This window comes from Teredinibacter waterburyi (assembly GCF_001922985.1).
Taxonomy (GTDB): Bacteria; Pseudomonadota; Gammaproteobacteria; order Pseudomonadales; family Cellvibrionaceae; genus Teredinibacter; species Teredinibacter waterburyi.
This window is the reverse complement of record NZ_MRUH01000125.1, coordinates 1-24974: the sequence shown is the minus strand read 5'-3', so window position 1 is coordinate 24974 and position 24974 is coordinate 1. Positions and strand designations below refer to the sequence as shown.

The window sequence follows — 24974 nt, the reverse complement described above, 5'->3', positions numbered from 1 at the left end:
AGGCGTTGCTCAGTAGACTACCCATTAACAAAACTCAGCATTAGATCTAAGGAGGTTGGCAATGGCTAAGACCTGTAGCTTCGCAACAATGCACTTTACCGTAGCATTTGGCGTCACCTGGCTGTTAACGGGCGATATAGTCGTTGGCGGCCTTATAGCGCTAGTAGAACCAGCCGTGAACAGCGTGGCATACTTCTTTCATGAGAAGCTTTGGACTAGGTTAGCCAAGGGCAATCCTGATAAAGCGGGCCCCGATTCGGGTGTAAGCTACTCCGCAGCGCAACCCACTTAGATTATGAACGACGTCGGCTAACACCTTCTTGCCAGTAAAAGCAGAACCTATGGGATCTCGTCGTAACATATCTGAAATCGAAGTGTTTTGGCTTTGCTTGAATCAATAAATTGGCACCATTTGCGCCAGAGCTTCAGACTATTTGACATACACTGACATCGTAACGCGCTATAGTCATCAATCAATATTACAAGGGTAGGCGATAGCAACCTACTTTTGATTCGCTCACCAGCATTGCAAAGAATCTAGCGGCCTATGAAGCGCTGTATTATCAATCATCGAACCGAATACACCTTTTCTGGCAGTGTTCAGCTATTGCCGCACACCTTGCGCCTGCGCCCTCGAGAAGGGCACGAACTCCGTATCGAACGTTCGTTACTGAATATAAGTCCAAATGCACAGCTGCAATGGCACAGAGACGTTGCCGGTAATTCGGTTGCAATTGCCTCGTTTCAAACAACAAGTTCTGTTTTGGTAGTTGAGAGTGAAATCGTCATTCAGCAATACGACCAATCGCCGCTGAATTTCGTGGTTAGCCTAAACGCCCTTTATTACCCATTTCTCTATGACAACGACGATCACGCCGAACTATTACCCTTTATGGAAGCGAAGCCATTCCCGGTAACGGATGGTCTATCGGATTTTGTCGCTGAACTCTGGCACCCCAACGAAAAGATTCAGAGCTTCGCTTTGTTAATGCGTATAAACCAAGCTATTTACAATCGCTTGACCTATTGCCGCCGAGAAGAGCCTGGAGTGCAAACACCGCTCGAGTCACTTAATTGCAACTCTGGGTCCTGTCGTGATGCGGCCAATTTATTTTTGGTTGTCGCGCGCCGCTTGGGTTTTGCTGCAAGGTTTGTGAGCGGCTATTTGTTTACAACATTGGCACCGGGCGATCCGGGATCTACTCATGCCTGGGCGGAGGTGTTCCTTCCGGGGGCGGGCTGGAAAGGCTTCGACCCGTCATCTGGCTTAGTGGTTGGGCCAGATTATATCTCTGTAGCCGTTGCGCGGTTGCCGGAATCTGTACCACCAATTGAAGGGGCTTACGTCGGTTCTGCCACCTCGTCTATGAGCGTTAGTGTTAGCGTGGCAGCATTGGAATAGCTGGGCTGCTATTGAAAATGCTGACCTAAGCTCGATGGCGGCGTATTGGGGTTCATCGAATGGTTAAATGCATCTAGTGTGTATAACACGCCTGCACCCAGAACTGCTGAAACTAGCAATAATTTAACGTAACGAATAAAAGTAGGGTGCGAATCAGCCGCAATGATAGTGCTGCTGTCTTGCGCAGATACGTTGTCAACAGCCGCTTTTTTCATGGAGATGTTTTTCATAAGAAATTCCTTGAGCTCTAACCTTTGCGTTAAATTCTGATAGAGGTTGAATAGGGCGTGCGTCACTTAGATTGCTCTACTGGTAAAACGTTCCTTAAATCAACCACACCTAAGATAGTAAGTATTTTCTACCGCGAAGCTTAAGAGAATCTTAGCTTGACCACTAAATATCACAAACTACAGGTGTTCTACGCCGTTTAAAAATCCCCTGTCAGAGATTGTATTAATGCTTGAGTATGCTGAATATATAAAGATATTTATCGGGCTGGTTGCCATTATCAATCCGTTTGGTGCAGTACCGCTGTTTATTACTATGACCATGGGCTTCAACAAGCCCCAACGCCAGAAAACCATTAATCGTGTCGCCTTCGGTTTAGCGATTATTTTGTTGTCGGTATTATTCTTCGGCGAGTTAATGCTCAAGTTTTTCGGCATCAGTATGGATTCGTTCCGTGTCGGCGGCGGTATCCTAATACTGTTAATGGCTATCGCCATGCTACACGCAAAGACCAGCCCGGTAAGACAAACGGAAGAAGAAGCGAATGAGTCTATGGATAAAGACTCAATTGCTATTGTCCCCTTGGCTATGCCCTTGCTCGCTGGGCCTGGTGCAATTAGTACCGTAATTTTAGCCGCACACAAAAATAGTAATATTGGCCACTATTTGATAATCGCACTTGGCATTGGTTTATTAAGCTTGTTAGTTTGGGGGGTATTACGGCTTTCGTCCTGGATCGCTAGCCATGTAGGTGCAACGGGAATTAATATTTTCAGCCGAATTATGGGGTTGATTTTGGCGGCGATTGCGGTTGAATTTATCGCTAATGGGTTGAAAGGCTTGTTTCCAGTGTTGGCCTAGACGGTATCGATGGTAGAGGGCACACAGAAACGCTCTGAATTCTCAATCATATTGCCAATGAATAGCATTGCGATTTAATGAAGATCACGCCACAAAAACTCACAATCGATGCTTAAACTAAGACAAGGAGAGGCTGGCTTCCGCAACTAGAGCGAAAGTACGGGCTTGTGAAATAACTAAATTCGCATCAGAGCTTGATTTTTGGCTTTGTACCCCCACTTGTTCTGCATGGCAAAACGTTTTGCTTGTTACTGGAGGCATCTAATATGCCGCACGACAATGATAAAGATCCTCGGGGAAATCCTTGGGGCGATCGCAATAATTCTCCCCCCGACCTGTTTAAGATTATTAACCATTTTTTAGACCCATTTAAATCACTTCTCCCCGGCGGCAGCCCTTCAAGTTCCTTAGTTCTTCTGTTTATTTTTATTATCGGCGTATTTGGATGGAGCTCGTTCTACACGGTTCCAAGTGATTCCGTGGCCGTAGTGCAGCGCTTTGGCAAATATGTAAAAGATGTGCCGCCAGGGCTCCACTTCAAGCTACCTTTTGGTGTCGACACAGCCAGAATCGTACCGATCAAACGTCAGCTGAAGCAGGAGTTTGGTTTTAGTACACCCGGCGCTACCGATAAACATCAAAGCCCACGGGTAAACGACACCCAACGAGAAACTCAAATGGTTACCGGCGACCTAAATGCCGCGCTAGTTGAATGGGTCGTGCAATACCGTATTTTAGACCCCGTTAAATTCTTGTTCGAAGTGCGAGAGCCTAGCGAAACCCTACGCTATGTATCCGAATCTGTTATGCGTGAAGTTGTTGGTGATCGCACGGTTGATGAAGTACTAACCATTGGTAGACAAGAGATTGAATCTGAAGCGCTCATTAAGATGCAGGCTTTTTCAACTAAATACGCCATGGGTATCAGTATTGACCAGGTGCAACTCAAAAATATTAACCCACCAAAACCTGTACAAGAATCCTTTAATGAAGTGAATCAGGCCCAGCAGGAAAAAGAAAAGTTAATTAACGAAGCGCGTCGAGACTACAACAAAGTAATTCCTTTGGCTGAAGGTGAAAAAGATCAGCGTATTCGCGAAGCGGATGGTTATCGATTAAAACGCATTAATGAAGCAGAAGGTGATGCAGCTAGGTTTAACGCATTGTTGGAAGAGTATTTAAAAGCGCCTGAAGTCACTCGACGACGAATTTACCTAGAAACAATGCAAGAGGTTATGCCAAAAATCAAAGCGAAATTCATAATGGATGAAAGCGCCCAAGGTATATTGCCTTTAATGAATTTAGATGGGAAAAGGGGCAGCAATAATGAATAAGTTAACCTTAATTCCCATTGCGATTGTATCTGCAGTCGGTATTTTTGTACTAAACAACGCTCTCTACACCGTTAACGAAGTGGAGCAGGTGATAGTCACCCAGTTTGGTAAGCCCGTAGGCGAACCGATTGTAGAGGCTGGTTTAAAAATTAAAATGCCGTTTATTCAGGAAGTTAATCCTATTGAAAAGCGCGTTCTTGAGTGGGACGGAAACCCTTCCGACATGCCCACCAAAGACAAGCTTTACATATCCGTCGACTTGTTTGCTCGCTGGCGCATTACCGATCCACTGCAATATTTTCTTCGTCTACGAGATGAACGCAGCGCTCAGTCACGGTTGGACGACATCCTCGGCAGTGAGACTCGCAATGCGGTAGCAAAGCACGAATTGATTGAAATTATTCGCACCTCTAAAGACCGACTTCCCCAGCGCGACGAATCACTTACCGACGCTGAAAAGAGGTTAGATATGGGTAGCCTTGTGCCTATCCAAAAGGGACGCAAAGTCGTAGAGAATGAAATCTTTAAATCGGCAGCTGAAAAAGTCAAAGTGTTTGGCATAGAACTACTGGATATTCGTTTTAAACGCATCAACTACAACGCCAGTGTTCGACCCAAAATCTATGACCGCATGATCAGTGAACGACGTCAGATTGCCGAACGATTTTTATCGGAAGGTAACGGCGAGGCAGCCAGAATTCGAGGCAACCGCGTTCGCGATCTTAATAAAATTCAGTCAGAAGCGTATCAAGAAGTCGAAGAGATTCGCGGTGAGGCAGATGCTCTTGCCGCCGACATCTACTCAAAAGCCTACAATCAGAGTAAAGCGTCTGCGGAGTTTTATGAATTCACACGCACCATGGCCGCCTATCAGTCAATTGTAGGCTCTGAAACAACCTTGATCATGTCGACAAATAGCGACCTATTTAAATATCTGAAGGGAATAAAACCTAGCCAGCGATAGCTTATGTTGTAGTTGTAGATTGATCACCACAAGCGCGGTGATCAATCTAGGTTAAGCGTTCAGCTAAACTATTTTAGTCATATTTCAACACGGTTCGATATTCGTCGAACCTTTATTGATATCACAAAGGACTACATAACATGAGCAAAAATAGAGACAGTAAAAAAGAAAGTAAAAAACCCTCTTTGCTAAGCACCAAAGAGAAAAAGAATGCAAAGAAACTAAAAAAATCGAGCAATAACGAAGTATCAAAGTTACAGCTATAAACCATAGTCGATTTTAAATTTATGTTAAAAGCTCCGCCGGAGTATTGATCTGAGTAAAATCAATCTGCTCATTGGTGTTCCTAGTTTGCGGAGCTTATTAAGCTTACATTTCCATGCAATTCCAGCGTTTATCAAACTCCAAACAGTTCCTCTTGAGTTATTTATCTATAACTCATTAACGAAAGCCCTTTTACATTGATCCGGAGAGTTGTCCCATGTGGTTACGAACCAGCTGTGATATCACGTTCAATATCGACGTAAAAACACCTTTTTTACTGATGCTAAGACCGCGCAGTGGTGCACAACAATGGGTAGCCAAAGAACAATATAAATTAGTTCCCAGCGTTCCGGCCTTCGAGTTTACCGATGTCTATGGCAATCTTTGTCAGCGATTAATTGCGATGCCGCCGACCTTCGCGGTATATACCCAAGCCGATGTAATGACAGCCGACTTAGTGGACATTGCACCGGGAGCCGCTTTTGTTGAAGTACAAAATTTACCGGATGATGTGCTCTACTACTTATTACCCAGTCGCTATTGTGAATCGGATAGATTCGGGGAAATGGCAAGGTCGCTGACAGCCGGTTTCTCACTCGGCTATGATCAGGTAGAAGCCATAACCCGTTTTGTGCACAGCACCTTAGAATATAGGCCGGGACAAAGCTACGATACTATTTCAGCCACGGAAGTTAACCAGCGGCAATACGGTGTATGCCGTGATTTATCACACCTGTGTATTGCACTTTGTCGAAGCCTCAGCATTCCCGCACGCTTAGTGGTTGGCTACCTACACGAATTAGAACCAATGGATTTACATGCGTGGTTTGAAGCGTTTGTCGGCAACCGCTGGTATACCTTTGACCCAACTGAAGAAAAATTAAGAGGTGGCTATGTTGCAATTGGCTACGGCCGTGATGCCGCCGATGTAGCGGTGTACAACCAATTTGGTCCAGCCGTTTCGCCTATTTCGCAAAAAGTTTCGGTGGAATTATTGAACCCCGAAAATTATTAGGATTTTATCCATACGAGAAGGTGGCGGAATAATTTCTGCGATGTTCACGGGTAAATTTTTTACAAACAGCCATAAGAATAAATACAGAAAAACTTACGGAGATGTCAATGAAGATCCAAATTAATACCGACGCCAACATCCAGGGTACTGAGGCTCTGGCCGAACAAGTCAGCGCTTCCATTAGCCAAGCGTTGGAGCACTTTAAGACACATATCACTCGTGTAGAAGTGCACCTGAGTGACGAGAGCCGCGGCAAGATTGGGCTGCACGACCAGCGCTGCATGCTAGAGGCGCGTCTCGAAGGTCGAAAGCCAGTAGCGGTAACAGATCATGCCACAAGCTTAGAGGAAGCAGTGGCTGGCGCGGCAGAGAAGTTGACGCATTTACTTGAGAGCACACTAGGGCGTTTGCATGATCGTCGCGACAAGCCGCCTGCAATGCCCTTGCTTGAGGACGGACCAGAACCCGAACCCGAATAGGGTGGTTGATGGCCTTCGCAATATGAGCGGTGTTTGTTATCCAGATAAGAGGCATCGCTCTTGCCGGTCTTGCCGGTCTTGCCGGTCTTGCTGACGGCCTCGCGCTGTGCCTAGTCGATACCTAGTTAAACCGATTGACAAGAGAGGGGTACAACATGCTCAAGCCCATTACAGACCTGCCGGACAATGTCCTCGGCATTGAGGCAAGCGGAAAGGTCACCGCCGAAGACTATCAGACAGTACTCATACCAGAACTTGAAGCTAAGCTTCTAAAGATCAAAAAAGTTCGCCTACTTTACGTTTTGGCTGACACCTTCGAGGGTTTTACCAGTGCTGCTGCGTGGCAGGACGCCAAAGTGGGGCTCACACATTTCACGCAGTTTGATCGAATCGCCGTCGTTACCGATGTCGATTGGATTCGCAACTCTGTCAAGGTATTTGGTTTCGCGATGCCTGGCGAGGTACAAGTTTTCGCCATCGATAATCTACACCAAGCCAGAGAATGGGTATCTGAGCCTGCCTCAACCGGCGACCTTGGTTTTGAGTTTCTCGAAGATCAAAGCATATTGATCCTACAACCGCATGGTGAGTTAAACGCAGCGGATTTCCAGCGTATAGCCGGTGAAATTGATCCGCACATCGCGAATGTGGGTGACCTGAAAGGTGTGATCATTGAGGCCGAGCATTTTCCGGGTTGGGATAATTTTAGCGCGCTTGTAGCACATTTTCGCTTCATCAAAAATCATCGCAATAACGTCAAGCGGCTGGCCGTTGTGTCCGATGATAAGGTGATGGCAGCGTTGCCGTTAATCGCAAAGTGCTTTTTGGTTCAAGAGTCCCGCCACTTCCCTATAACAAAGAAAACCGAAGCACTAGCCTGGGTTGGTCAAGCATAGGCTTTTAGGGCATCCCAAACACCACCGCAAGCCCTTGGCAAGGAAGTGCTGGTGCTACTGCAAAAAGTCTGTACCGAGTGTGGTGTCTATTTTAGCGGCACCGCCAGTTATCTAGTCTAGCCCACGCACTCCATCATTCGTAAACCTCACTTAAACGCCAGCTAAACCCCAGTTTTACATTGAGGATTGAGATATTTACCTCTATTCTCTTCACCTGTTTCTCTACACCAGTTTTACTTCACTACATTCTTGAAACTTACCAAATACACCTGTTTAAGAAGAATAAAAATACCCTATGACAACCGTTACCCTACAGCAGTTAGAATCCTTCCTCTGGGAGACCGCAGACATCCTCAGGGGCAATATGGACGCCTCCGAGTTCAAAGACTACATCTTCGGCATGATGTTCTTAAAACGCCTCAAGCGACCTACTTGAGCTGACACCACAATAAAAAGGGTTGCCCGTTAAAAGATAAAGATCATTTAATAAGACGTTTAACGACACCCAGTAAACAACTAATACCAAGACTAATACCAAGAAACACAACAGGAACTACCGCATGACAAGCACCCAACAACGTGCCGCCCTGCAACGCCAAATATGGGCCATTGCCAACGATGTACGCGGCTCAGTAGACGGCTGGGATTTTAAACAATATGTGCTCGGCACCTTGTTTTATCGCTTCATCAGCGAAAACTTTGCCCTCTATATTGAAGCCGGTGACGACAGTATTCATTACGCCGCGCTGAGCGATGAGGTGATCACGGCAGACATCAAAGACGACGCCATCAAAACCAAGGGCTACTTCATCTACCCAAGCCAGCTGTTTGCCTCTGTGGCTAAAAACGCCAACAACAACGAAAGCCTGAACACTGATCTCGCCGCCATCTTTTCCGCTATTGAAGCCTCGGCCAATGGCTACCCCTCTGAGCCGGACATCAAAGGGCTGTTTGCCGATTTCGACACCACCAGTAACCGACTCGGTAATACCGTTAAAGACAAAAACCTGCGTTTAGCGGCGGTACTAAAAGGCGTGGCAGGTTTGGATTTTGGCCATGACTTTTATGACAAGCCTGATGCCGCTCAAATTGACCTGTTCGGCGATGCTTACGAGTTCCTCATCTCTAACTATGCCGCTAATGCCGGTAAATCCGGTGGTGAATTTTTTACCCCTCAGCACGTTTCCAAGCTGATTGCGCAGCTGGCCATGCACAAGCAAACCAGCGTTAATAAAATTTATGACCCAGCTGCCGGTTCTGGCTCGCTGTTGCTGCAAGCCAAAAAACACTTCGATAACCACATCATTGAAGACGGCTTCTTCGGCCAAGAGATCAACCACACCACTTACAACCTTGCCCGTATGAACATGTTTTTGCACAACATTAACTACGACAAGTTCAATATGCAGCTGGGCAACACCTTAACAGACCCACACTTTCTGGATGACAAACCCTTTGATGCCATCGTCTCCAACCCGCCGTATTCGGTGAAGTGGGTAGGCAGTGATGATCCAACCCTGATTAATGATGATCGCTTTGCCCCCGCCGGTGTGCTCGCACCCAAATCCAAAGCCGACTTTGCCTTTGTGCTGCACGCACTCAGTTACCTCTCTAGCAAAGGCCGCGCTGCGATCGTCTGCTTCCCCGGTATTTTTTACCGAGGCGGTGCCGAGCAGAAAATCCGCAAATACTTGGTGGATAACAACTATGTGGAAACGGTTATTTCACTCGCACCCAATCTGTTTTTTGGTACCACCATTGCGGTGACTATTCTGGTGCTCTCTAAACACAAAACTGACACCGCCACCCAGTTTATTGATGCAAGTGGTTTATTTAAAAAAGATACCAACACCAATACGCTTACCGAAGACCACATCAAGCAAATCATGGCGGTATTTGATAGCAAGGAGAATGTTGACCACCTCGCTAAATCCGTACCCCTTGAACAAGTGTCCGCCAACGATTACAACCTGTCGGTGAGCAGCTATGTGGAAGCTAAAGACAACCGCGAAGTGACTAATATTGTTGAGCTGAATGCTGATCTAAAAATTACTGTCGCTAAGATTACCCAACTGCGTAAAGACATTGATGCAATTGTGGCGGAGATTGAAGGATGAGCACAATGAGCTTTATGGAAAAGCTGCTGGATGGTGTTGAGGTTGAAAGAAAAACGCTTGGCGATGTTCTAGAAGCTAAACGCGGGAAAAGGCTTGTTAAAAGTCAGCTAGAAGATGCTGGAGATTTTGCTGTTTATCAAAATTGTATGACTCCCCTAGGATATTTTCACGAAAGTAATGTTAAGGCGGATACTACATTTATTATATGTGCAGGTGCTGCTGGTGAAATTGGTTATAGTGGTGCGGATTTTTGGGCCGCAGATGATGTTTACTACTTTCCGAAAAATAGTACTATAAATAGTAAATACTTATATCACTTCCTACTTTCACAGCAGCATAATATTTCATCAAAGGTTAGAAGAGCTAGCATCCCTCGTCTATCTAAAACTGGGTTCGAAAAACTTCAAATCCCCATCCCTTGCCCAGATAACCCAAAAAAATCCCTAGAAATCCAAGCCGAAATCGTCCGCATTCTGGACACCTTCACCGAGCTGACCACCGAGCTGACCACCGAGCTTAATGCCCGCAAAAAACAATACAACTACTATCGCGACCAGTTGTTGAGTTTTGAAGAAGGGGAAGTGGAGTGGAAGGCTTTTGGTGATGTTGGCGAGTTCATCAGAGGCAAGCGTTTTACTAAAGCCGACTATGTGGAAGATGGTGGTATTAAAGTCATTCATTACGGTGAAATTTATACTCAATACGGTACTTCAACAACACAGGCTCTATCACAGGTTCGTTCTGAAATGGCAAAGTCACTGCGCTACGCTGAACCAAACGACGTTGTATTCACTGATGTCGGCGAGACTGTCGAAGAGGTTGGCAAGGCAATCGCTTGGTTAGGGAATGAAAAAGTGGCAATACACGATCATTGTTACGCTTTTCGCCACTCAATGAACCCTAAATTTGTTGCCTATTACATGCAAACAGCAGGATTCATAGCTGAAAAGGCAAAATATATCGCACGCACTAAAATCAACACTCTATTGATCAAAGGGTTTTCAAAAGTTTGCTTACCCATTCCATACCCAAATGATCTTGAGAAATCAATGGCAGAACAAGCCCGCATCGTCGCCATCCTTGATAAATTCGACACTCTAACCAGCTCAATCACCGAAGGCTTACCCCGCGAAATCGAACTGCGCCAACAGCAATACGAATATTACCGCGACTTGCTGCTGAGCTTCCCCAAGCCAGAGCAAGCCCAAAACACTGCATAAGGAAGGAACCCTATGGCTAGTTCAAATCAACAGATTCACATATTCGAAGCCGCCAATGGCGAGTTAGAGCTGCAAGTCGCTTTGGATAATGACACAGTTTGGCTAGCTCAAGATCAGCTATGCGAGCTTTTTGGGCGCGAACGTTCGGTTATCACTAAGCATATTAACAATGTATTTAGAGAGGGAGAGTTGGAGCGTGATTCAGTATGTGCAAAATTTGCACGTACTGGTAGCGATGGCAAAACCTACCAAACTCAGCATTATAATCTGGACGTGATTATTTCTGTTGGCTATCGAGTGAAATCGCCTCGCGGTGTGCAATTCCGCCAGTGGGCCACTCATACCCTGAAACAGCATCTGGTAGAGGGTTACGCCTTGAATCAGCGCCGTTTGCAGGAGCGCGGCATTGAGTTTGAGCAGGCGGTGGCGCTGTTAACACAAACCCTGAGCAATCAGCAGTTGGTGAATGCCGAGGGCGCTGCGGTACTATCAGTGATTAGCGACTATGCCCGTAGCTGGAGCCTGTTGCAGGGTTATGACGAGCAAAGTCTGAGTGAGCTGCCCAACAAGCAATCTGATATGCAGGTACTGCATCTGGATGATGTGTTAGCAGCGATAGGCCAGTTAAAACAAACGCTGATAGCCAAAGGCGAAGCCACGGCATTGTTTGGTAATTTGCGTGGCGATGGCTTGGCCTCTGCTATTGCCACCATTGAGCAAGGTTTTGGCGACGAGCTTTTTTACCCCAATATCGCTAGCCGCGCTGCGCATTTACTTTACTTTGTCATCAAGAATCATCCCTTGTCGGACGGCAACAAGCGCAGCGGTTCGTTTCTGTTTTTATGGTATTTGCGCATTAACCAGCATTTGCTCGCCAAACCCGTCGAGAAGCTGATTAACGACAATACCCTGGTAGCCTTGGCGCTATTAGTGGCCGAAAGCCTGCCCGATCAAAAAGAATTAATGATTCGTTTGGTTGAGCATTTTATTTTGTTACAGGCAGATAGTTGAGAATCCCCTATGCCTAACCTAAGCCTGCAAGACCAAACCACCGAGTTTTTACTTTATACCGCGCCCACTGGCGCGATCAAAGTCGAGGTACTACTGAGTGGCGAAACCCTCTGGCTGACGCAGGAACGCATGGCCGAGTTGTTTGGCGTTCAGCGGCCTGCTATCACTAAGCACCTGAAAAACATCTTTGAAAGCAATGAGTTACAAGAGGATGTGGTATGTTCCATTTTGGAACATACCACTGAACACGGCGCAATTGCGGGTAAAACTCAGACGACCAAGGTGAAATACTACAACCTGGATGCAGTCATCTCCGTTGGCTATCGGGTGAATTCCACCCAGGCCACCCAATTTCGTATCTGGGCGACCCAGCTCATTAAGGAGTACATCATCAAGGGCTTTGCCATGGATGATGAACGCTTAAAGAATGGTCGATTCTTCGGTAAAGACTACTTCCGCGAGCTGCTGGAGCGGGTGCGCTCTATACGCGCCAGCGAGCGGCGTATTTATCAACAGATTACCGATATTTTCGCCGAGTGCAGCATCGATTACGACCCAAAATCCCAAACCACCCAGCAGTTCTACGCCCATGTGCAAGATAAGTTTCATTTTGCCATTACCGGTCATACTGCCGCCGAGATTATTTCTCACAAGGCCGATGCCAACAAACCTCTGATGGGCATGAGTACCTATAAAAATGCACCGGAAGGTCGGGTATTAAAATCGGATGCGACAATCGCGAAAAATTATTTAAGTGAAGATGACATTAAAAAGCTGGAGCGTGCCGTGTCTGCGTTTTTTGATTACATCGAGGGCATTATCGAACGGCGTAACACCTTTACTATGGAAAGCTTTACCGAGAGCGTGAACAAGTTTCTGGCATTCAATGAGTATCAAATTCTTGAAGGTTACGGAAAAGTGTCTCGCAAGCTAGCTGAGCAAGAAGCCCATGCTGAATACGACCAATTTAACAAGCAACAACGCATCGAATCAGACTTTGATCGGGAAGTTAAAAAACTGCTTAAAAAGGATTACGACGTATGATGGATTATAAAACCATTGCCGAATCGAACAGCTTTATCGTTCTGGATAAATATAACAAAGACTGGAAAGTGGCCGAAAGCTACCAGAGCGAAGATGCCTTAGAGCGCGAGCTGATTCAGGATTTGCAAAACCAGGGCTATGAGTACCTGCCGGGTTTGAATAACCCGCAAGCTATGTTGGCCAATGTGCGCGAGCAGTTGCAAACGCTAAATCATGTGCAATTTGCCGAAGGTGAGTGGCTGCGTTTTGTGGAAACTTATCTGGATAAGCCTAGTGACACTATCGTGGATAAAACGCGAAAGATTCACGATGACTATATTCACGACTTTGTATTTGACGATGGCCGCATCAAAAATATTTATCTGCTGGATAAAAATAACATCACCCGCAACAAGGTGCAGGTGATCAAGCAGTTTGAACAAACCGGCAGCCATGCCAACCGTTATGATGTGACTATTCTGGTGAACGGCTTACCTCTGGTACAAATCGAGCTGAAAAAGCGTGGCGTAGCCATTCGTGAAGCCTTTAACCAAGTGCATCGTTACAGCAAAGAGAGTTTTAATAGCGACGATTCGCTGTACAAGTACTTGCAGCTGTTTGTGATCTCCAACGGCACCGATAGCCGCTATTTTGCTAATACCACCCAGCGTAACAAAAACAGCTTCGACTTCAGCATGAACTGGGCGAAGGCCGATAACAGCCTAATTAAAGATTTAAAAGACTTTACTGCCACTTTCTTCCAGAAAAACACTCTGCTGAATGTGTTGCTGCATTATTCGGTGTTTGATGTGAGTGACACATTACTGGTGATGCGCCCGTACCAGATTGCGGCTACCGAACGTATTTTGTGGAAGGTGAAAAGTTCTTATGAGGCAAAAACCTGGAGCAAGCCAGAAAGCGGCGGTTTTATCTGGCATACCACCGGCTCCGGTAAAACCTTAACCAGCTTTAAAGCGGCACGCTTGGCTACAGAGCTTGAGTTTATCGACAAAGTGTTTTTTGTGGTGGACCGAAAAGATTTAGATTTTCAAACCATGAAAGAATACCAGCGCTTTTCGCCCGATAGCGTAAACGGCTCTGACAGTACCGCAGGCTTAAAGCGTAATCTGGATAAAGATGATGACAAGATCGTTGTTACCACCATCCAGAAGCTCAACAACCTGATGAAAAACGAAGGCGACTTAACCATCTACAATAAGCAGGTGGTGTTTATTTTTGATGAATGCCACCGCAGCCAGTTTGGTGAAGCTCAGAAAAACTTAAACAGGAAATTTAAACGCTTCTATCAATTTGGCTTTACCGGCACGCCCATCTTCCCGCTCAACGCTTTAGGTGCGGAAACGACCGCCAGTGTATTTGGCCGTGAGTTGCACTCCTATGTAATTACCGATGCAATTCGCGATGAGAAGGTGCTGAAGTTTAAGGTGGACTATAACGATGTGCGCCACAAATTTAAGGCCATTGAAACTGAGCAAGATGAGAAAAAACTATCTGCCGCTGAAAACAAAGAGGCGCTGTTGCACCCAGAACGTATTCGCGAAATTTCTCAGTACATTCTGAACAACTACCGCCAGAAGACTCACCGATTGCAGGGCTCTAGTAACGGTCAGGCCAAGGGCTTTAATGCCATGTTCGCCGTGAGCAGTGTGGATGCCGCTAAGCTCTATTATGAGTCGCTGAATCAGTTACAAACCGACCCTTCGTATAAAAACAAAGAAAAGCCGCTGAAAATTGCCACAATATTTTCCTTTGCAGCCAATGAAGAACAGGACGCGGTGGGGGATATTCTGGATGAGAGCTTTGACGTTTCTGCCATGAACTCTAGTGCTAAAGAGTTTTTAAACACAGCGATAGGCGATTACAACGCCTTTTTTAAAACCAATTTCAGTGTCGATAGCAACGGCTTCCAGAATTACTACCGCGATTTGACCAAGCGGGTGAAAACCAAAGAAATTGATTTGCTGATAGTGGTGGGAATGTTCCTCACCGGCTTTGATGCCCCTACACTTAATACGCTGTTTGTGGATAAAAACCTACGCTACCACGGTTTGATGCAAGCCTTTTCGCGCACTAATCGCATTTACGACGCCACCAAGACCTTCGGTAATATTGTCACATTCCGCGACCTAGAAATGGCAACCGTGGATGCTATAACCCTGTTTGGTGATAAAAACACCAAAAACGTGGTGCTAGAAAAAAGCTACAAGGAATACATGGAAGGCTTTACCGATGTAGTAAGCGGTGAGGCGCGGCGAGGCTTTATGGATGTAGTGAGCGAGCTGGAACAGCGCTTTCCTGATCCGTCCGCCATTGAAAAAGAGTCCGATAAAAAAGACTTTGCCAAACTCTTTGGCGAATACCTGCGCGTAGAGAACGTGCTGCAAAACTATGATGAGTTTGCCAGTCTTAAAGCCATGCAAAACCTTGACATGAGCGACCCAGCTGCGGTTGAAGCATTTAAAGCAGAGCATTACTTAGATGATGAAAAAATGGCAGAGTTGCAGACTATACGCCTGCCAGCTGATCGCAAAATTCAGGATTACCGTTCTAGTTACAACGACATCCGTGATTGGCAGCGCCGGCAAAAATCAGCTGAGGAAAAAGAGAAATCCACCATCGACTGGGATGACGTGGTATTCGAGATAGATTTGCTGAAATCCCAGGAGATCAACCTCGATTACATTCTTGAGCTGATTTTCGAGCATAACAAGAAAACCAAAAGTAAAGCCGATTTGGTTGATGAAGTGCGCCGGGTGATTCGTGCCAGCCTTGGCAACCGTGCTAAAGAAAGCTTAGTCGTAGATTTCATTAATCAAACGGACCTGGATCAGATTGGCGATAAGTCCAGCGTAATCGAAGCCTTCTTTTCCTTCGCCCAAGATGAACAGCAACGAGAAGCCGAGGAGCTGATCAACGCAGAAAGTCTGAATGCTGAAGAAGCTCGACGCTATATCATCACCTCACTCAAACGGGAATACGCCAGCGACGCAGGAACAGAGCTCAATACCATTCTGCCCAAGATGAGCCCGTTAAATCCGCAATATCTGATCAAGAAACAGAGCGTTTTCCAAAAGATAGCCGCATTTGTGGAGAAGTTTAAAGGTGTGGGTGGGAAAGTTTAATCGAGTTAATGACCTTCGACCGCGTAATCCCCAGCCCGCCATTCTCGCTCAAAAAATGGGGCAAAGAAGAATCCAACTGAATATCAGGAGGCCGCGATAAGCTAACTGTCGATTTTCGACAATTGCCTATCCATGCACGTCATGTTCAACGACGAAGAAGAAAAAGTAGAACTTACAGCCATCGAACAATCAAAACAATTGGGCTGGACCTACGTGTATTACGTGTGACTAACCGACATTAAAAAAAACGTAAAAAGGAGAATAAGTATGCCGCTAAATGCAGCAGTTAAACAGGAAGTGATTAAAAATACAGAGAAATATGAAGGCCGGATTCCGCATTTATATTTGGATTCAAGAGGTAAGGTAACCGTGGGTATTGGCCATTTAATACCGAATAAATCGGCTATGGCAGCGGTGCCCATGTTTAAAAAGAACGCAAACAACGTGCTTGTATTAGCCTCGCTGGCGGAAAAATATGCGGAATATGACACGATAAAAAAGCAACCTTACGGCTTTAGCCACAATGCAAGATTTTATGCAGCGCACACAACCTTGGTAATGAAAGATCATGATATTGCCACTCAAAAAGAACGGCATATCTTATCTTTCTATACAGAACTGGCAGCGTATTACACCACTACTAACGGCTTCACTAAAAAGTTTGATGTAATGCCTCACCCAGTACAACAAGCCTTATTTGATATGGTCTTTAATCTGGGTATAACAAAATTACGGGCACAATACGTAAAAATGAACAATTCTATTAAGATTGAAAACTGGGCTACAGCGGCTGCCGAGAGCAAACGGCCCCAGATAGGGATGAAGAGAAATAACTATGTTGAAAGCTTGTTTCTCTCTGCTCAAAACCAGCCAGCTACACCATAAGAGGCCACAATGAAGACTCCATTACTTTTAACGTATAGGTTATACCTGTGTATCACTTTTAGCATACTTGCTTCATGTTCTTTATACGGCAAAAATTCAGGCCCGCAAGCGGATATTGAAACAGCATGGCTAAACCCGCTAACGTTTGAGCAAAAAATTAAAACTGACGGCTATTTGTCAGATATTCAATTCAATATTGAATTTACAGGGTCAGACGAAAAGCCCTTTTTTGCAAAAGAGTGTGCTTTTGTGCTCTACAGTGGTGAAGGTGTCGTGGCGGAGCGAGAGTATCACCGCTGGCAGTGGCTAAAAGATAATTGCATTGCCGCCAATAAGTTTTATGGCGCACCGAAAGTCGCCAAAAGTTTTTGGCCCAAGGGGTTTGATTATGAATTAATTAAACTTTTCCCTGCCACGGCGATACCTTATCTAGGCGGCGAAGCTCTGGAGGGGCGAACTGGAACACTTTCGACCTATGATGAAAGCCTTACATTTATTGAAGCACCGCATAAAAACCGTATTGCGGTTGAAGTAGATGACTTGGAAGTGTATTACGTTCAGGTGGCGCGTGCAGACTTTAATCGGGACGGCTATCAAGATATTTTTATTCGTATGGACTGGTATGTAAAAGATGCATTTGGTAAGGGAACTGATTGGGTGGTATTAACAAAATTATCCCCCGACGCGGCACCCATGATGCTGTGGCGAAAATAGGGTTTAAACTATTAATTGCTAGCGCAATCGGGTAGTTGACTACGTGGTTGAAAGAAAATGGGCGAAGTTTAGAGGTTTAGTTGGTCACGCACGCAACCAACAATGCACCTCGGGTTAATAGTTATACAGCTCTAGGCGCTGTATCGCGTAATTTTCTAGGAATATTCGTAGGTGTCTACCTTGGTGGGTTTGATCGCCATTTAGATGGCGAATAATTTGCCATTCGCCGGTATTGAATCGGCCTTCTTCTGTTTTAAGAATACCGACTTCAAGTTGAGGGTTTTTGACATTTTTAAAGGTGGCGACTATTCCCGTGCCGGCGATATAAAATTCATCTGCAGACGTTTGTATAATAACTGCGCCGGCCGGTTCCCAAATATCATTTTTAGAATTCGCTTCCCAGCCTAGTGTGTGGCTGTGTTTTACGGTGAATTCATAATCACCCAGTATAAATTTTGTAGAGGGTGTTTCTTTATCGAGCAAAACGCCCTCGATTTTGCCTAACCCTTGGTGTGTCAATATAAGCGGCGAGAGCTGTTCAAGTAATTTATACATTTCACCTAAAGACTCGCTATTAGTTTCGCTACCTGTTTCGATAGAAAACGGCGAAAACCCTAAACCTTGATAGTGACCAATGGTATAGGCTGCTTTAGCGGCAACAGTATTGTCAAAGCGGTGCTCTGGAATAAATAGCGGATTATTGTTGCGCGTGTAAAGGTCTGCCCAATGTTTAAAATTGGGGAAATAAATGTCTGGCGAGAAAAAGTCTACGGCAGGGGCTCCGGCTTTCCAAATATCCATCAAATGAGGCAAAGGCCCTGCACTTGGGTACCCTTCACCCGGCAAAGCGCCATCGCGATTAAGAGCGGCATTAACAAACATGGGAAGCGGGTAGATGTTCTTGCCAGCTTCGATTAATGCATTGCTAAAACGCGCATAGTACCAAGCCATAAAAAGTTCTTCTGTTTCAATACCGCGACCAAACATTTCTTCCCAGCTGGTTACCTTGTCAATAGTAGGAATAGGGCCGCCGTGGCTCACCATTTTTTGCAATTCGGGTACTAAACTTTCGTTGTTATCGAGTAGGTAAGTGTGTAGTGCACGGGGAACAGGGCGCTCGAATAGGGCATTAGCGGCAGCAGAATAATCTCTTACATTCGGCAGCATGCCAGTTTCGTTCTCGACCTGCAGCATAATAACGGTTTGTTCTTTTTGGTCGAATGCTTTTATGTGTTTGACTAGAGCGGTGAAAGCATTCAGGTCAGCTTGTAAGTTGTTCGGGTAGAAGGGGCTCAGTAGTTCATGGCGCTTCCCAGATTTATCGACCGCTCTAGGGAAGCGCTCGGTATTTTGTTTAACCCATGCAGGAGCATGGCTAGACATGCTGTTTTTCCAACTGCCGAACCAGAGCAGTACTAATTTTATATTGTTTTGTCGTGCCAGCTGGATTTGTTGGTCGAGCAAACTGAAATCGAAATTATTTTCGGTGGGTTCAATCAATTCCCAAAATACCGGTGCGAGCAGGGTATTTACATTCATCGCCTTCAGCTGTGGCCAAACCGGCAGCATAGCTTCTTCGCTGGTAAAAGTGGAGTTCCCCAGTTCCCCTGCTAACATAAGGTATGGAGCATTTTCTACGATGAGTTGGTGCGTATTCCCAGCGCGGATAAGATGCGGAATGGCGTTGGAAGACTTTTGAATATTGTGGGTATTTAAGTGGCCACAGCCAAATAAAACAACGCTTATCAGAAGAGTGCGAGCAATTTTGTGTTGAGCCATGTGCTTACCTTAGGAGTCGTGCCAAGCGTAAATGCCACGAGTGTTTAGCCATTTGGTTTGATTGTGATCAAGTGTAGCCAGTTAAGACCGCGATCTCAAAGAAATCTGTTCCGCATTTGTCTATGAGTATTGTCGATCTAGCGGCGCTCTGGTGTAGTATTGCAGAATTGTGCGGTCGTGTTCCTGTAACCAAGCGACACTGTAGTAGGTCCTATCTGCAGTAGCTCCTATCCGGTAATCGAGGTGTTTCTATGCGTAGAATAAAACAACTGTTTACAGTCATGCTAATTGCAGTATCTAGTCTTGCAAATGTTGTTTATGCCTCCTCCGCTTCTGCGTCAACTAACCTCACCCACAGCTGGGTAGGTTTTAGCGCGCTGGCGGTTTTTATCCTCGCTTACCTGCTGGTAATGCTAGAGGAAAAAATCGAGCTTAAAAAGTCAAAGCCGGTAATGCTAGCCGCGGGAGTTATCTGGGTACTCATCGCCATTACCTATCGGCATAGTCCCAACGCCCACGAAGTAGAAGCGGCAATTGAGACTATTTTCGTTGAATTCGCCGAGCTGTTTTTTTTCCTGCTAGTCGCAATGACCTATATCAATACGCTACTCGAGCGCGGAGTGTTTGCCACGCTGCGCACATGGCTGGTAAAAAAGCGATTTAGCTATCGCGCGCTATTTTGGATTACTGGCTGCCTCGCATTTGTTCTCTCACCCATTATGGATAATTTAACCACGGCGTTAATTTTGTGTACCGTTGTGGTCGCTGTGGGCAAGGGGCGATCTAAGTTTATTGGTGTAAGCTGTGTGAATATTGTTGTAGGTGCGAATGCCGGCGGTGCGTTTAGCCCCTTTGGCGACATCACAACTCTGATGGTATGGCAAAATCAAACCCTTACTTTTACGCAATTCTTTCCGCTTTTCGTGCCCTCGCTGGTAAATTTTTTGGTTCCAGCTTTGATCATGCAGTTCTTTGTCGGTAGCGGCCTTCCCGCCGAGATGTCGGCAGAGAGCAAAAGCAAACGCGAGTTGAAGCAAGGCGGTGTCGCGGTAATAGTATTGTTTTTGGCCACGATTATTACCGCCGTTTGTTTTCATATGCTGCTGCATATACCGCCGGTGTTCGGCATGATTACCGGGCTTGCCTACCTTAAGTTGTATTCCTACTACTTATTTCAGAAACACCACAAAGCCTGTAGGCGCCTTGTCGAAAAAAATCGTGATACAGCCAACGCTCAGCCGGTGCCGATTGATAGTTTTTCAATGGTTTCTCGCGCAGAATGGGATACGTTGTTTTTCTTTTACGGTGTGATTATGGCGGTAGGTGGCTTAGGGTTTATCGGCTACTTAGATTTACTCTCGGCTGAAATATACGGGCAGCTTGGCCCCACCGCAGCCAATAGCCTTGTGGGCGTACTCTCTGCCGTAATCGATAACATACCCGTAATGTACGCGGTGCTAACAATGCAGCCAGAAATGTCGGAAGCCCAGTGGCAACTGATTACCCTAACCGCTGGGGTAGGTGGCAGCCTGCTCTCTATAGGCTCGGCCGCCGGTGTAGCACTAATGGGGCAGGCCCGCGAGCACTACACATTTATATATCACCTAAAATGGACGCCCGTTATAGCGCTAGGCTACATTCTCAGTATTGCTTGCCATATCGCAATTAGCGGCTACTAAGGCATCGCGTGCATCGGGCTAGGTGTAGGGAAGGTACTCTGTAGAGGTATTTTTAGGCCAGCAGCCTTAATTGTGATGGTTAGGAACCACAGTGTTCCGTCTACACTTGTAATACGGCGTGTTCCAAGTAAGCAGGTAATCGTTGTTTCTAAAGGTGTGATGTGTGGCTTTTCGTGTATAAATGGTAACCGACAAAGGTCAAGGTAAAGATGAGTCCTAAACGTCAAATTGTGCTGCTGCTGAGCTGCCTAGGTATCAGTTTGATAGCGGTATTAAGCTACGACCTAATCCCACTTAAACGGTATTCGGTTCTTCAGGATGACGCGTTTTTAAGCTTATATTCAGACGAAAGTGACACCAGCGTTGCTCAATGGGTAAACAAAGAGCAGAACCATTTTACTTGCACTTATATTGATAAACCTTCCAAGCTGAAATACTGCGGCCTCGACATACAATTTGGCAATGGCCGCGAGTACGGTGTGGATTTGAGCGGTTATGAGAGTATTGAGCTTCATATCCGTTACCGCGGGGGAGCCCAGTTAGTGCGGGTTTTTATGCGCAACTATTCAGAAAGCTACTCAAATATTGCTGATAGTACCAACTCCACTAAATATTTGAGTATGTTGCTTCCCGTCCATGAGCTTCGTGAAGAAATCGATATTAATCTCAGGGAATTTACCGTTCCTGAGTGGTGGATGCGTACCCACGGCCTTTCTCGCTCGCTGGTCCACCCTGAGTTCAGCAATATCGTTCATTTAGGTGTCGATGTGCCGTACCCAGCACCATTCGGTGTGCACGAATTTGAGCTTGCGGATTTATATTTGGTGCGGCCATTTATTACTCGCGAAAATTTTTACCTTAGCCTATTGGCACTTTGGTTTTCGGGGCTGCTGACCTTTGGCCTATTTCGGTTTTGGCAAGTTTGGCATGCTTACGAACAGCGTAGCCAGCAACTTCAGGTTGAAAAAGATCGCGGCGTTGAACTGCGTGAACAATCGGAAAAATATAAAACATTATCCACGATTGATGAATTAACACGAGTTTTGAATCGACGTGGCATTCAGGCGGTGATCGATGAGCTTATTGCAGCCAATTCGTTAGCGAACGCTGCACTTATCCTCATCGACATTGACTGGTTCAAAAATATCAACGATTCGTTTGGCCATGACTTTGGCGATAGTGTGCTAATCGGAGTTTGTGATGCGCTCATTACTAATGTGCGAGAGTCGGATCAGGTGTGTCGTTGGGGCGGCGAGGAGTTTCTATTGGTTTGCCCTAACACCAGCGAAGCGGAAGCCGTGGCGCTTGCCAACAAACTACGTTATGTCTTCGCTCAAGTAAAGATAGGAAGTGACTTTAATGGCTTAACCGCGAGCTTTGGTGTTTCGACTGTTGGAGATAGAAGCTGGAAACTGGCCATTCGCCAAGCAGACAGTGCTGTCTATACTGCCAAGGCCGATGGAAGAGATTGCGTTCGGGTTTTTAACGCTCGCGCTTCAGATGATTCGTCGAAACTGTAGGCTTAAATTTTTCAAATACTTTAATGGCTTAAAATAGCGCCAACAACGAAAATTCTGTTCGTCGCTGTTGGCGCAATCGATTTACCTAGCTTAAATCACTCCGCCATCACCCCACTGGTCTTCACAGGTTTGTGCACCTATGCAGCTTTGGTTATTTTCATAACCCCAACCGGAACTGTTTTCGCAAAGCGGATAAACCGTACCGTACCAATTACACTGAGTTCCAGCGGTTGCGCCACCGGAGCTACTTGAACTACTACTGGATGAAGAGGAACTGCTAGAGCTTGAACTACTACTTGAAGATGACGAGCTACTTGAACTTGAGCTGCTACTAGAAGACGATGAGCTGCTTGATGAAGAGGTGCCACCCACATCCGCAGAATCCACCGTCCCAAAGCTTATCAAACCACTACAATGCAGCCATTCTGATAAGCTTCCACCGCCGCAACTACCATTGCCCCATACGCCAGTGTTTTCACTTTGATTTTCAGCTTGGCGAACATCACCATTAACATTTACATAATCTATTTGCACATCTCGGCCAGACGCGTCATTAGTAAATTCGACAACAACTAAACCACCGGTATTCGTTGTAATGGCGTACTCGGTCATCGTTGTTGTTAAGGTCCAGCTTTGTATAACACTATCGCCAACCACCAAACGAATAATTTCATCGCCAGCCGTTCCTCGGGCACGCACAATTAAATTATTACTTGCTGCAGTCGCACCGGATGAACTTGATGAACTAGACGAACTAGATGAACTAGATGAACTAGATGAACTAGATGAACTAGATGAACTAGATGAACTAGATGAACTAGATGAACTTGATGAACTAGATGAACTAGATGAAACAATCTCAAACCAATCTAACAATGTGTCATTTTTGCCTACGTCTGTTTCCAATAGAAACTCTACAGAGGTTGCACTTGTACTTAGATCGAAGCTGACAGATTGCTCGCTAGCCGTAGTGGAACTGAACTCGACCGAACCAACTTTGTTGCCACCTACATAAACACTAATGCCCGCAGCAGTACTGTCGGTAGAAGCACCTCGTATCACAAAAGTATATGAACCAGCATCGAGTGAAATACTGCTAAAGCTGACTGATTCACCATTGCCATAAAGCTTTACGCCCGCAAAGGGTGAACTTATTGTAGAGCGATAAGAGGGGGATATAACGCCGTCTTCAAACTCATAATAACCGGCACTCTGTCCGCCGGAACTACTTGAACCGCTCGTTGACGAACCGGTGGAAGAACTGGAAGAAGAGCTGGATGAACTACTAGATACTGGGGGAACGTAGTTATCGTCACACTCGCCGTTAGGACAATAAATTTTATAGTTACCACTCATCGCCAACATGCCAAACATATATAACGAACCGTCGTAATATCGATATTGTCCTGTAGGTACCGAGGTATCCCAAAGATTGTCAACAAACTTCCAAGCATTTGCATTGTCAGACGCTAAACTACCAACCGCATTCATCGCTACTAGCCCAGGAGAATGATCAGCATTATTCTCGAACACATCACCATTTAGATGATAGAGACCGCCATAGGTCGTAACACCTTGTTCAATAAAAAACGCGTGTAAACGATTAACCCAAGTAGTTTGCCACAAATCCTGCTTCCACCAACTAAAGTCCATTCCGGCATTACTTATTGTCCGCCACGCGTCGTATTGAAAATGCACTTTTTGCGAGTCCTGTTCACCGTGCGGCTCGCCACTAAAGTAAGCATAGTCAGGCGTCAACCCAGTAGTCGAGTTGGCTGTATCATGAAAAAATGCGCGGCTAGTTGTCGCTAGCTCCGCCCAAAAATCATTATTATTATCTGCCCAGCGTGCCCATAATTCATAAAATGCAGGTAGATGATACGAAGGATCGGTAAATTGACGGTCCTCATTCATTGCCGGAGAAAATATAATTTGTTTTTCTGCGTGAAAAAACAAACTTACTTTTTCATTGTTTGCGCGAGTTTCACCGTTATAGAACATGTTATCTAATAATTTATTAGCTTCTGCGCGGTAGTTAAAGATACCTTCGCCATCGCCCCAGCGATGTGATGCAAAAAACAGTGCGGTGGCAAAATATTCCTCCCCATCCGGCGCTGGGTTTTTGTCCATTACCTGGCCGTCTGTACTTACCTGCCAAGCAAAATACCCCTTCATCTCATTATTGGTATTTAGCGAGTAGGTATTCGCCCATTTCCATAGTTTATTAAAGTCGTCCTGCCGGTCTAGCTGAAGCGCCATCATCATGCCGTAGGACATTCCCTCGGAGCGGACATCGTCATTCCCCGTATCCCAGATATACGCCATATCGGATCCAACCGGGATAAATATAGCCTCGTTCTCCAAATCACCACTATGAAACAATTGGTCGTATGCCGACTGCACTTTGGCTTCAACTTCAACAGCAGAATAGCCAAGCTCA

General features: G+C 45.7%; 21 protein-coding genes. 18 read left to right on the top strand and 3 right to left on the bottom strand.

The features are described 5' to 3' along the window. Positions 1-61: 61 nt before the first annotated feature. Both IDZ20_RS10420 and IDZ20_RS10415 read left to right on the top strand, forming a co-directional pair. The gene (locus tag IDZ20_RS10420; RefSeq protein ID WP_188151379.1) at positions 62-292 is read left to right on the top strand and encodes a DUF2061 domain-containing protein; all 231 of its coding nucleotides are present in this window, start codon (positions 62-64) and stop codon (positions 290-292) included. Between the two features lie 255 nt (positions 293-547). Further along, complete coding sequence (locus tag IDZ20_RS10415; RefSeq protein ID WP_188151378.1) at positions 548-1402, top strand: transglutaminase family protein; 855 nt, start codon at positions 548-550, stop codon at positions 1400-1402. Positions 1403-1410: 8 nt separating this feature from the next. On the opposite strand, the gene IDZ20_RS10410 is transcribed toward IDZ20_RS10415, so the two are convergent. After that, a complete protein-coding gene (locus tag IDZ20_RS10410) occupies positions 1411-1632 on the bottom strand; it encodes a hypothetical protein (protein WP_188151377.1) in 222 nt (73 codons plus the stop codon). A 226-nt stretch (positions 1633-1858) separates the two neighbouring features. On the opposite strand from IDZ20_RS10410, the gene IDZ20_RS10405 reads away from it, so the two are divergent. From IDZ20_RS10405 to IDZ20_RS10340, 14 genes are all read left to right on the top strand, one after another. Continuing rightward, positions 1859-2491, top strand: a complete 633-nt coding sequence (locus tag IDZ20_RS10405; protein WP_188151376.1) for a YchE family NAAT transporter — start codon at positions 1859-1861, stop codon at positions 2489-2491. A gap of 266 nt (positions 2492-2757) precedes the next feature. Next, complete coding sequence (gene hflK / locus IDZ20_RS10400) at positions 2758-3825, top strand: FtsH protease activity modulator HflK (protein ID WP_188151375.1); 1068 nt, start codon at positions 2758-2760, stop codon at positions 3823-3825. Next, a complete protein-coding gene (hflC, locus tag IDZ20_RS10395; protein ID WP_188151374.1) occupies positions 3818-4789 on the top strand; it encodes a protease modulator HflC in 972 nt (323 codons plus the stop codon). The genes hflK and hflC overlap by 8 nt, the downstream gene beginning before the upstream one ends. A gap of 481 nt (positions 4790-5270) precedes the next feature. Further along, positions 5271-6068, top strand: coding sequence for a transglutaminase domain-containing protein (locus IDZ20_RS10390; protein WP_188151373.1), 798 nt, complete (start codon positions 5271-5273; stop codon positions 6066-6068). 107 nt (positions 6069-6175) lie between these two features. Beyond that, positions 6176-6547, top strand: a complete 372-nt coding sequence (locus IDZ20_RS10385) for an HPF/RaiA family ribosome-associated protein (RefSeq protein ID WP_188151372.1) — start codon at positions 6176-6178, stop codon at positions 6545-6547. A 155-nt stretch (positions 6548-6702) separates the two neighbouring features. Then, positions 6703-7443: a SpoIIAA family protein gene (locus IDZ20_RS10380; RefSeq protein ID WP_188151371.1), complete on the top strand. Its 741-nt coding sequence runs from the start codon at positions 6703-6705 to the stop codon at positions 7441-7443. 295 nt (positions 7444-7738) lie between these two features. Continuing rightward, on the top strand, positions 7739-7879 hold the full coding sequence (locus tag IDZ20_RS16510; protein WP_188151370.1) for a type I restriction-modification system subunit M N-terminal domain-containing protein: 141 nt from the start codon (positions 7739-7741) through the stop codon (positions 7877-7879). Between the two features lie 124 nt (positions 7880-8003). Then, on the top strand, positions 8004-9560 hold the full coding sequence (locus IDZ20_RS10370; RefSeq protein ID WP_188151369.1) for a type I restriction-modification system subunit M: 1557 nt from the start codon (positions 8004-8006) through the stop codon (positions 9558-9560). 5 nt (positions 9561-9565) lie between these two features. After that, entirely contained in the window at positions 9566-10780 is a 1215-nt protein-coding gene (locus tag IDZ20_RS10365; protein ID WP_223144944.1) for a restriction endonuclease subunit S, read from the top strand. Between the two features lie 12 nt (positions 10781-10792). Then, complete coding sequence (locus tag IDZ20_RS10360) at positions 10793-11791, top strand: virulence RhuM family protein/type II toxin-antitoxin system death-on-curing family toxin (RefSeq protein WP_188151367.1); 999 nt, start codon at positions 10793-10795, stop codon at positions 11789-11791. Between the two features lie 9 nt (positions 11792-11800). Then, on the top strand, positions 11801-12835 hold the full coding sequence (locus IDZ20_RS10355) for a virulence RhuM family protein (protein ID WP_188151366.1): 1035 nt from the start codon (positions 11801-11803) through the stop codon (positions 12833-12835). After that, on the top strand, positions 12832-15957 hold the full coding sequence (locus IDZ20_RS10350) for a type I restriction endonuclease subunit R (RefSeq protein ID WP_188151365.1): 3126 nt from the start codon (positions 12832-12834) through the stop codon (positions 15955-15957). Before IDZ20_RS10355 ends, IDZ20_RS10350 begins: the two co-directional genes overlap by 4 nt. Before the next feature lie 267 nt (positions 15958-16224). After that, positions 16225-16842 carry a hypothetical protein gene (locus IDZ20_RS10345; RefSeq protein WP_188151364.1) on the top strand — a complete coding sequence of 206 codons (618 nt, stop codon included), beginning with the start codon at positions 16225-16227 and terminating at the stop codon, positions 16840-16842. Positions 16843-16851: 9 nt separating this feature from the next. Continuing rightward, positions 16852-17556, top strand: a complete 705-nt coding sequence (locus tag IDZ20_RS10340) for a hypothetical protein (RefSeq protein ID WP_188151363.1) — start codon at positions 16852-16854, stop codon at positions 17554-17556. A gap of 114 nt (positions 17557-17670) precedes the next feature. On the opposite strand, the gene IDZ20_RS10335 is transcribed toward IDZ20_RS10340, so the two are convergent. Continuing rightward, entirely contained in the window at positions 17671-19335 is a 1665-nt protein-coding gene (locus IDZ20_RS10335; protein ID WP_188151362.1) for a GH35 family beta-galactosidase, read from the bottom strand. A gap of 251 nt (positions 19336-19586) precedes the next feature. Here IDZ20_RS10335 and nhaD point away from each other — a divergent pair, with 251 nt between their 5' ends. Both nhaD and IDZ20_RS10325 read left to right on the top strand, forming a co-directional pair. After that, the gene (gene nhaD, locus IDZ20_RS10330; protein WP_188151361.1) at positions 19587-21014 is read left to right on the top strand and encodes a sodium:proton antiporter NhaD; all 1428 of its coding nucleotides are present in this window, start codon (positions 19587-19589) and stop codon (positions 21012-21014) included. 209 nt (positions 21015-21223) lie between these two features. Next, positions 21224-22534 carry a GGDEF domain-containing protein gene (locus IDZ20_RS10325; RefSeq protein WP_188151360.1) on the top strand — a complete coding sequence of 437 codons (1311 nt, stop codon included), beginning with the start codon at positions 21224-21226 and terminating at the stop codon, positions 22532-22534. 90 nt (positions 22535-22624) lie between these two features. Here IDZ20_RS10325 and IDZ20_RS10320 read toward each other — a convergent pair. After that, the coding region (locus tag IDZ20_RS10320; protein WP_188151359.1) for a glycosyl hydrolase family 8 at positions 22625-24974 on the bottom strand (2350 nt) is incomplete at its 5' end.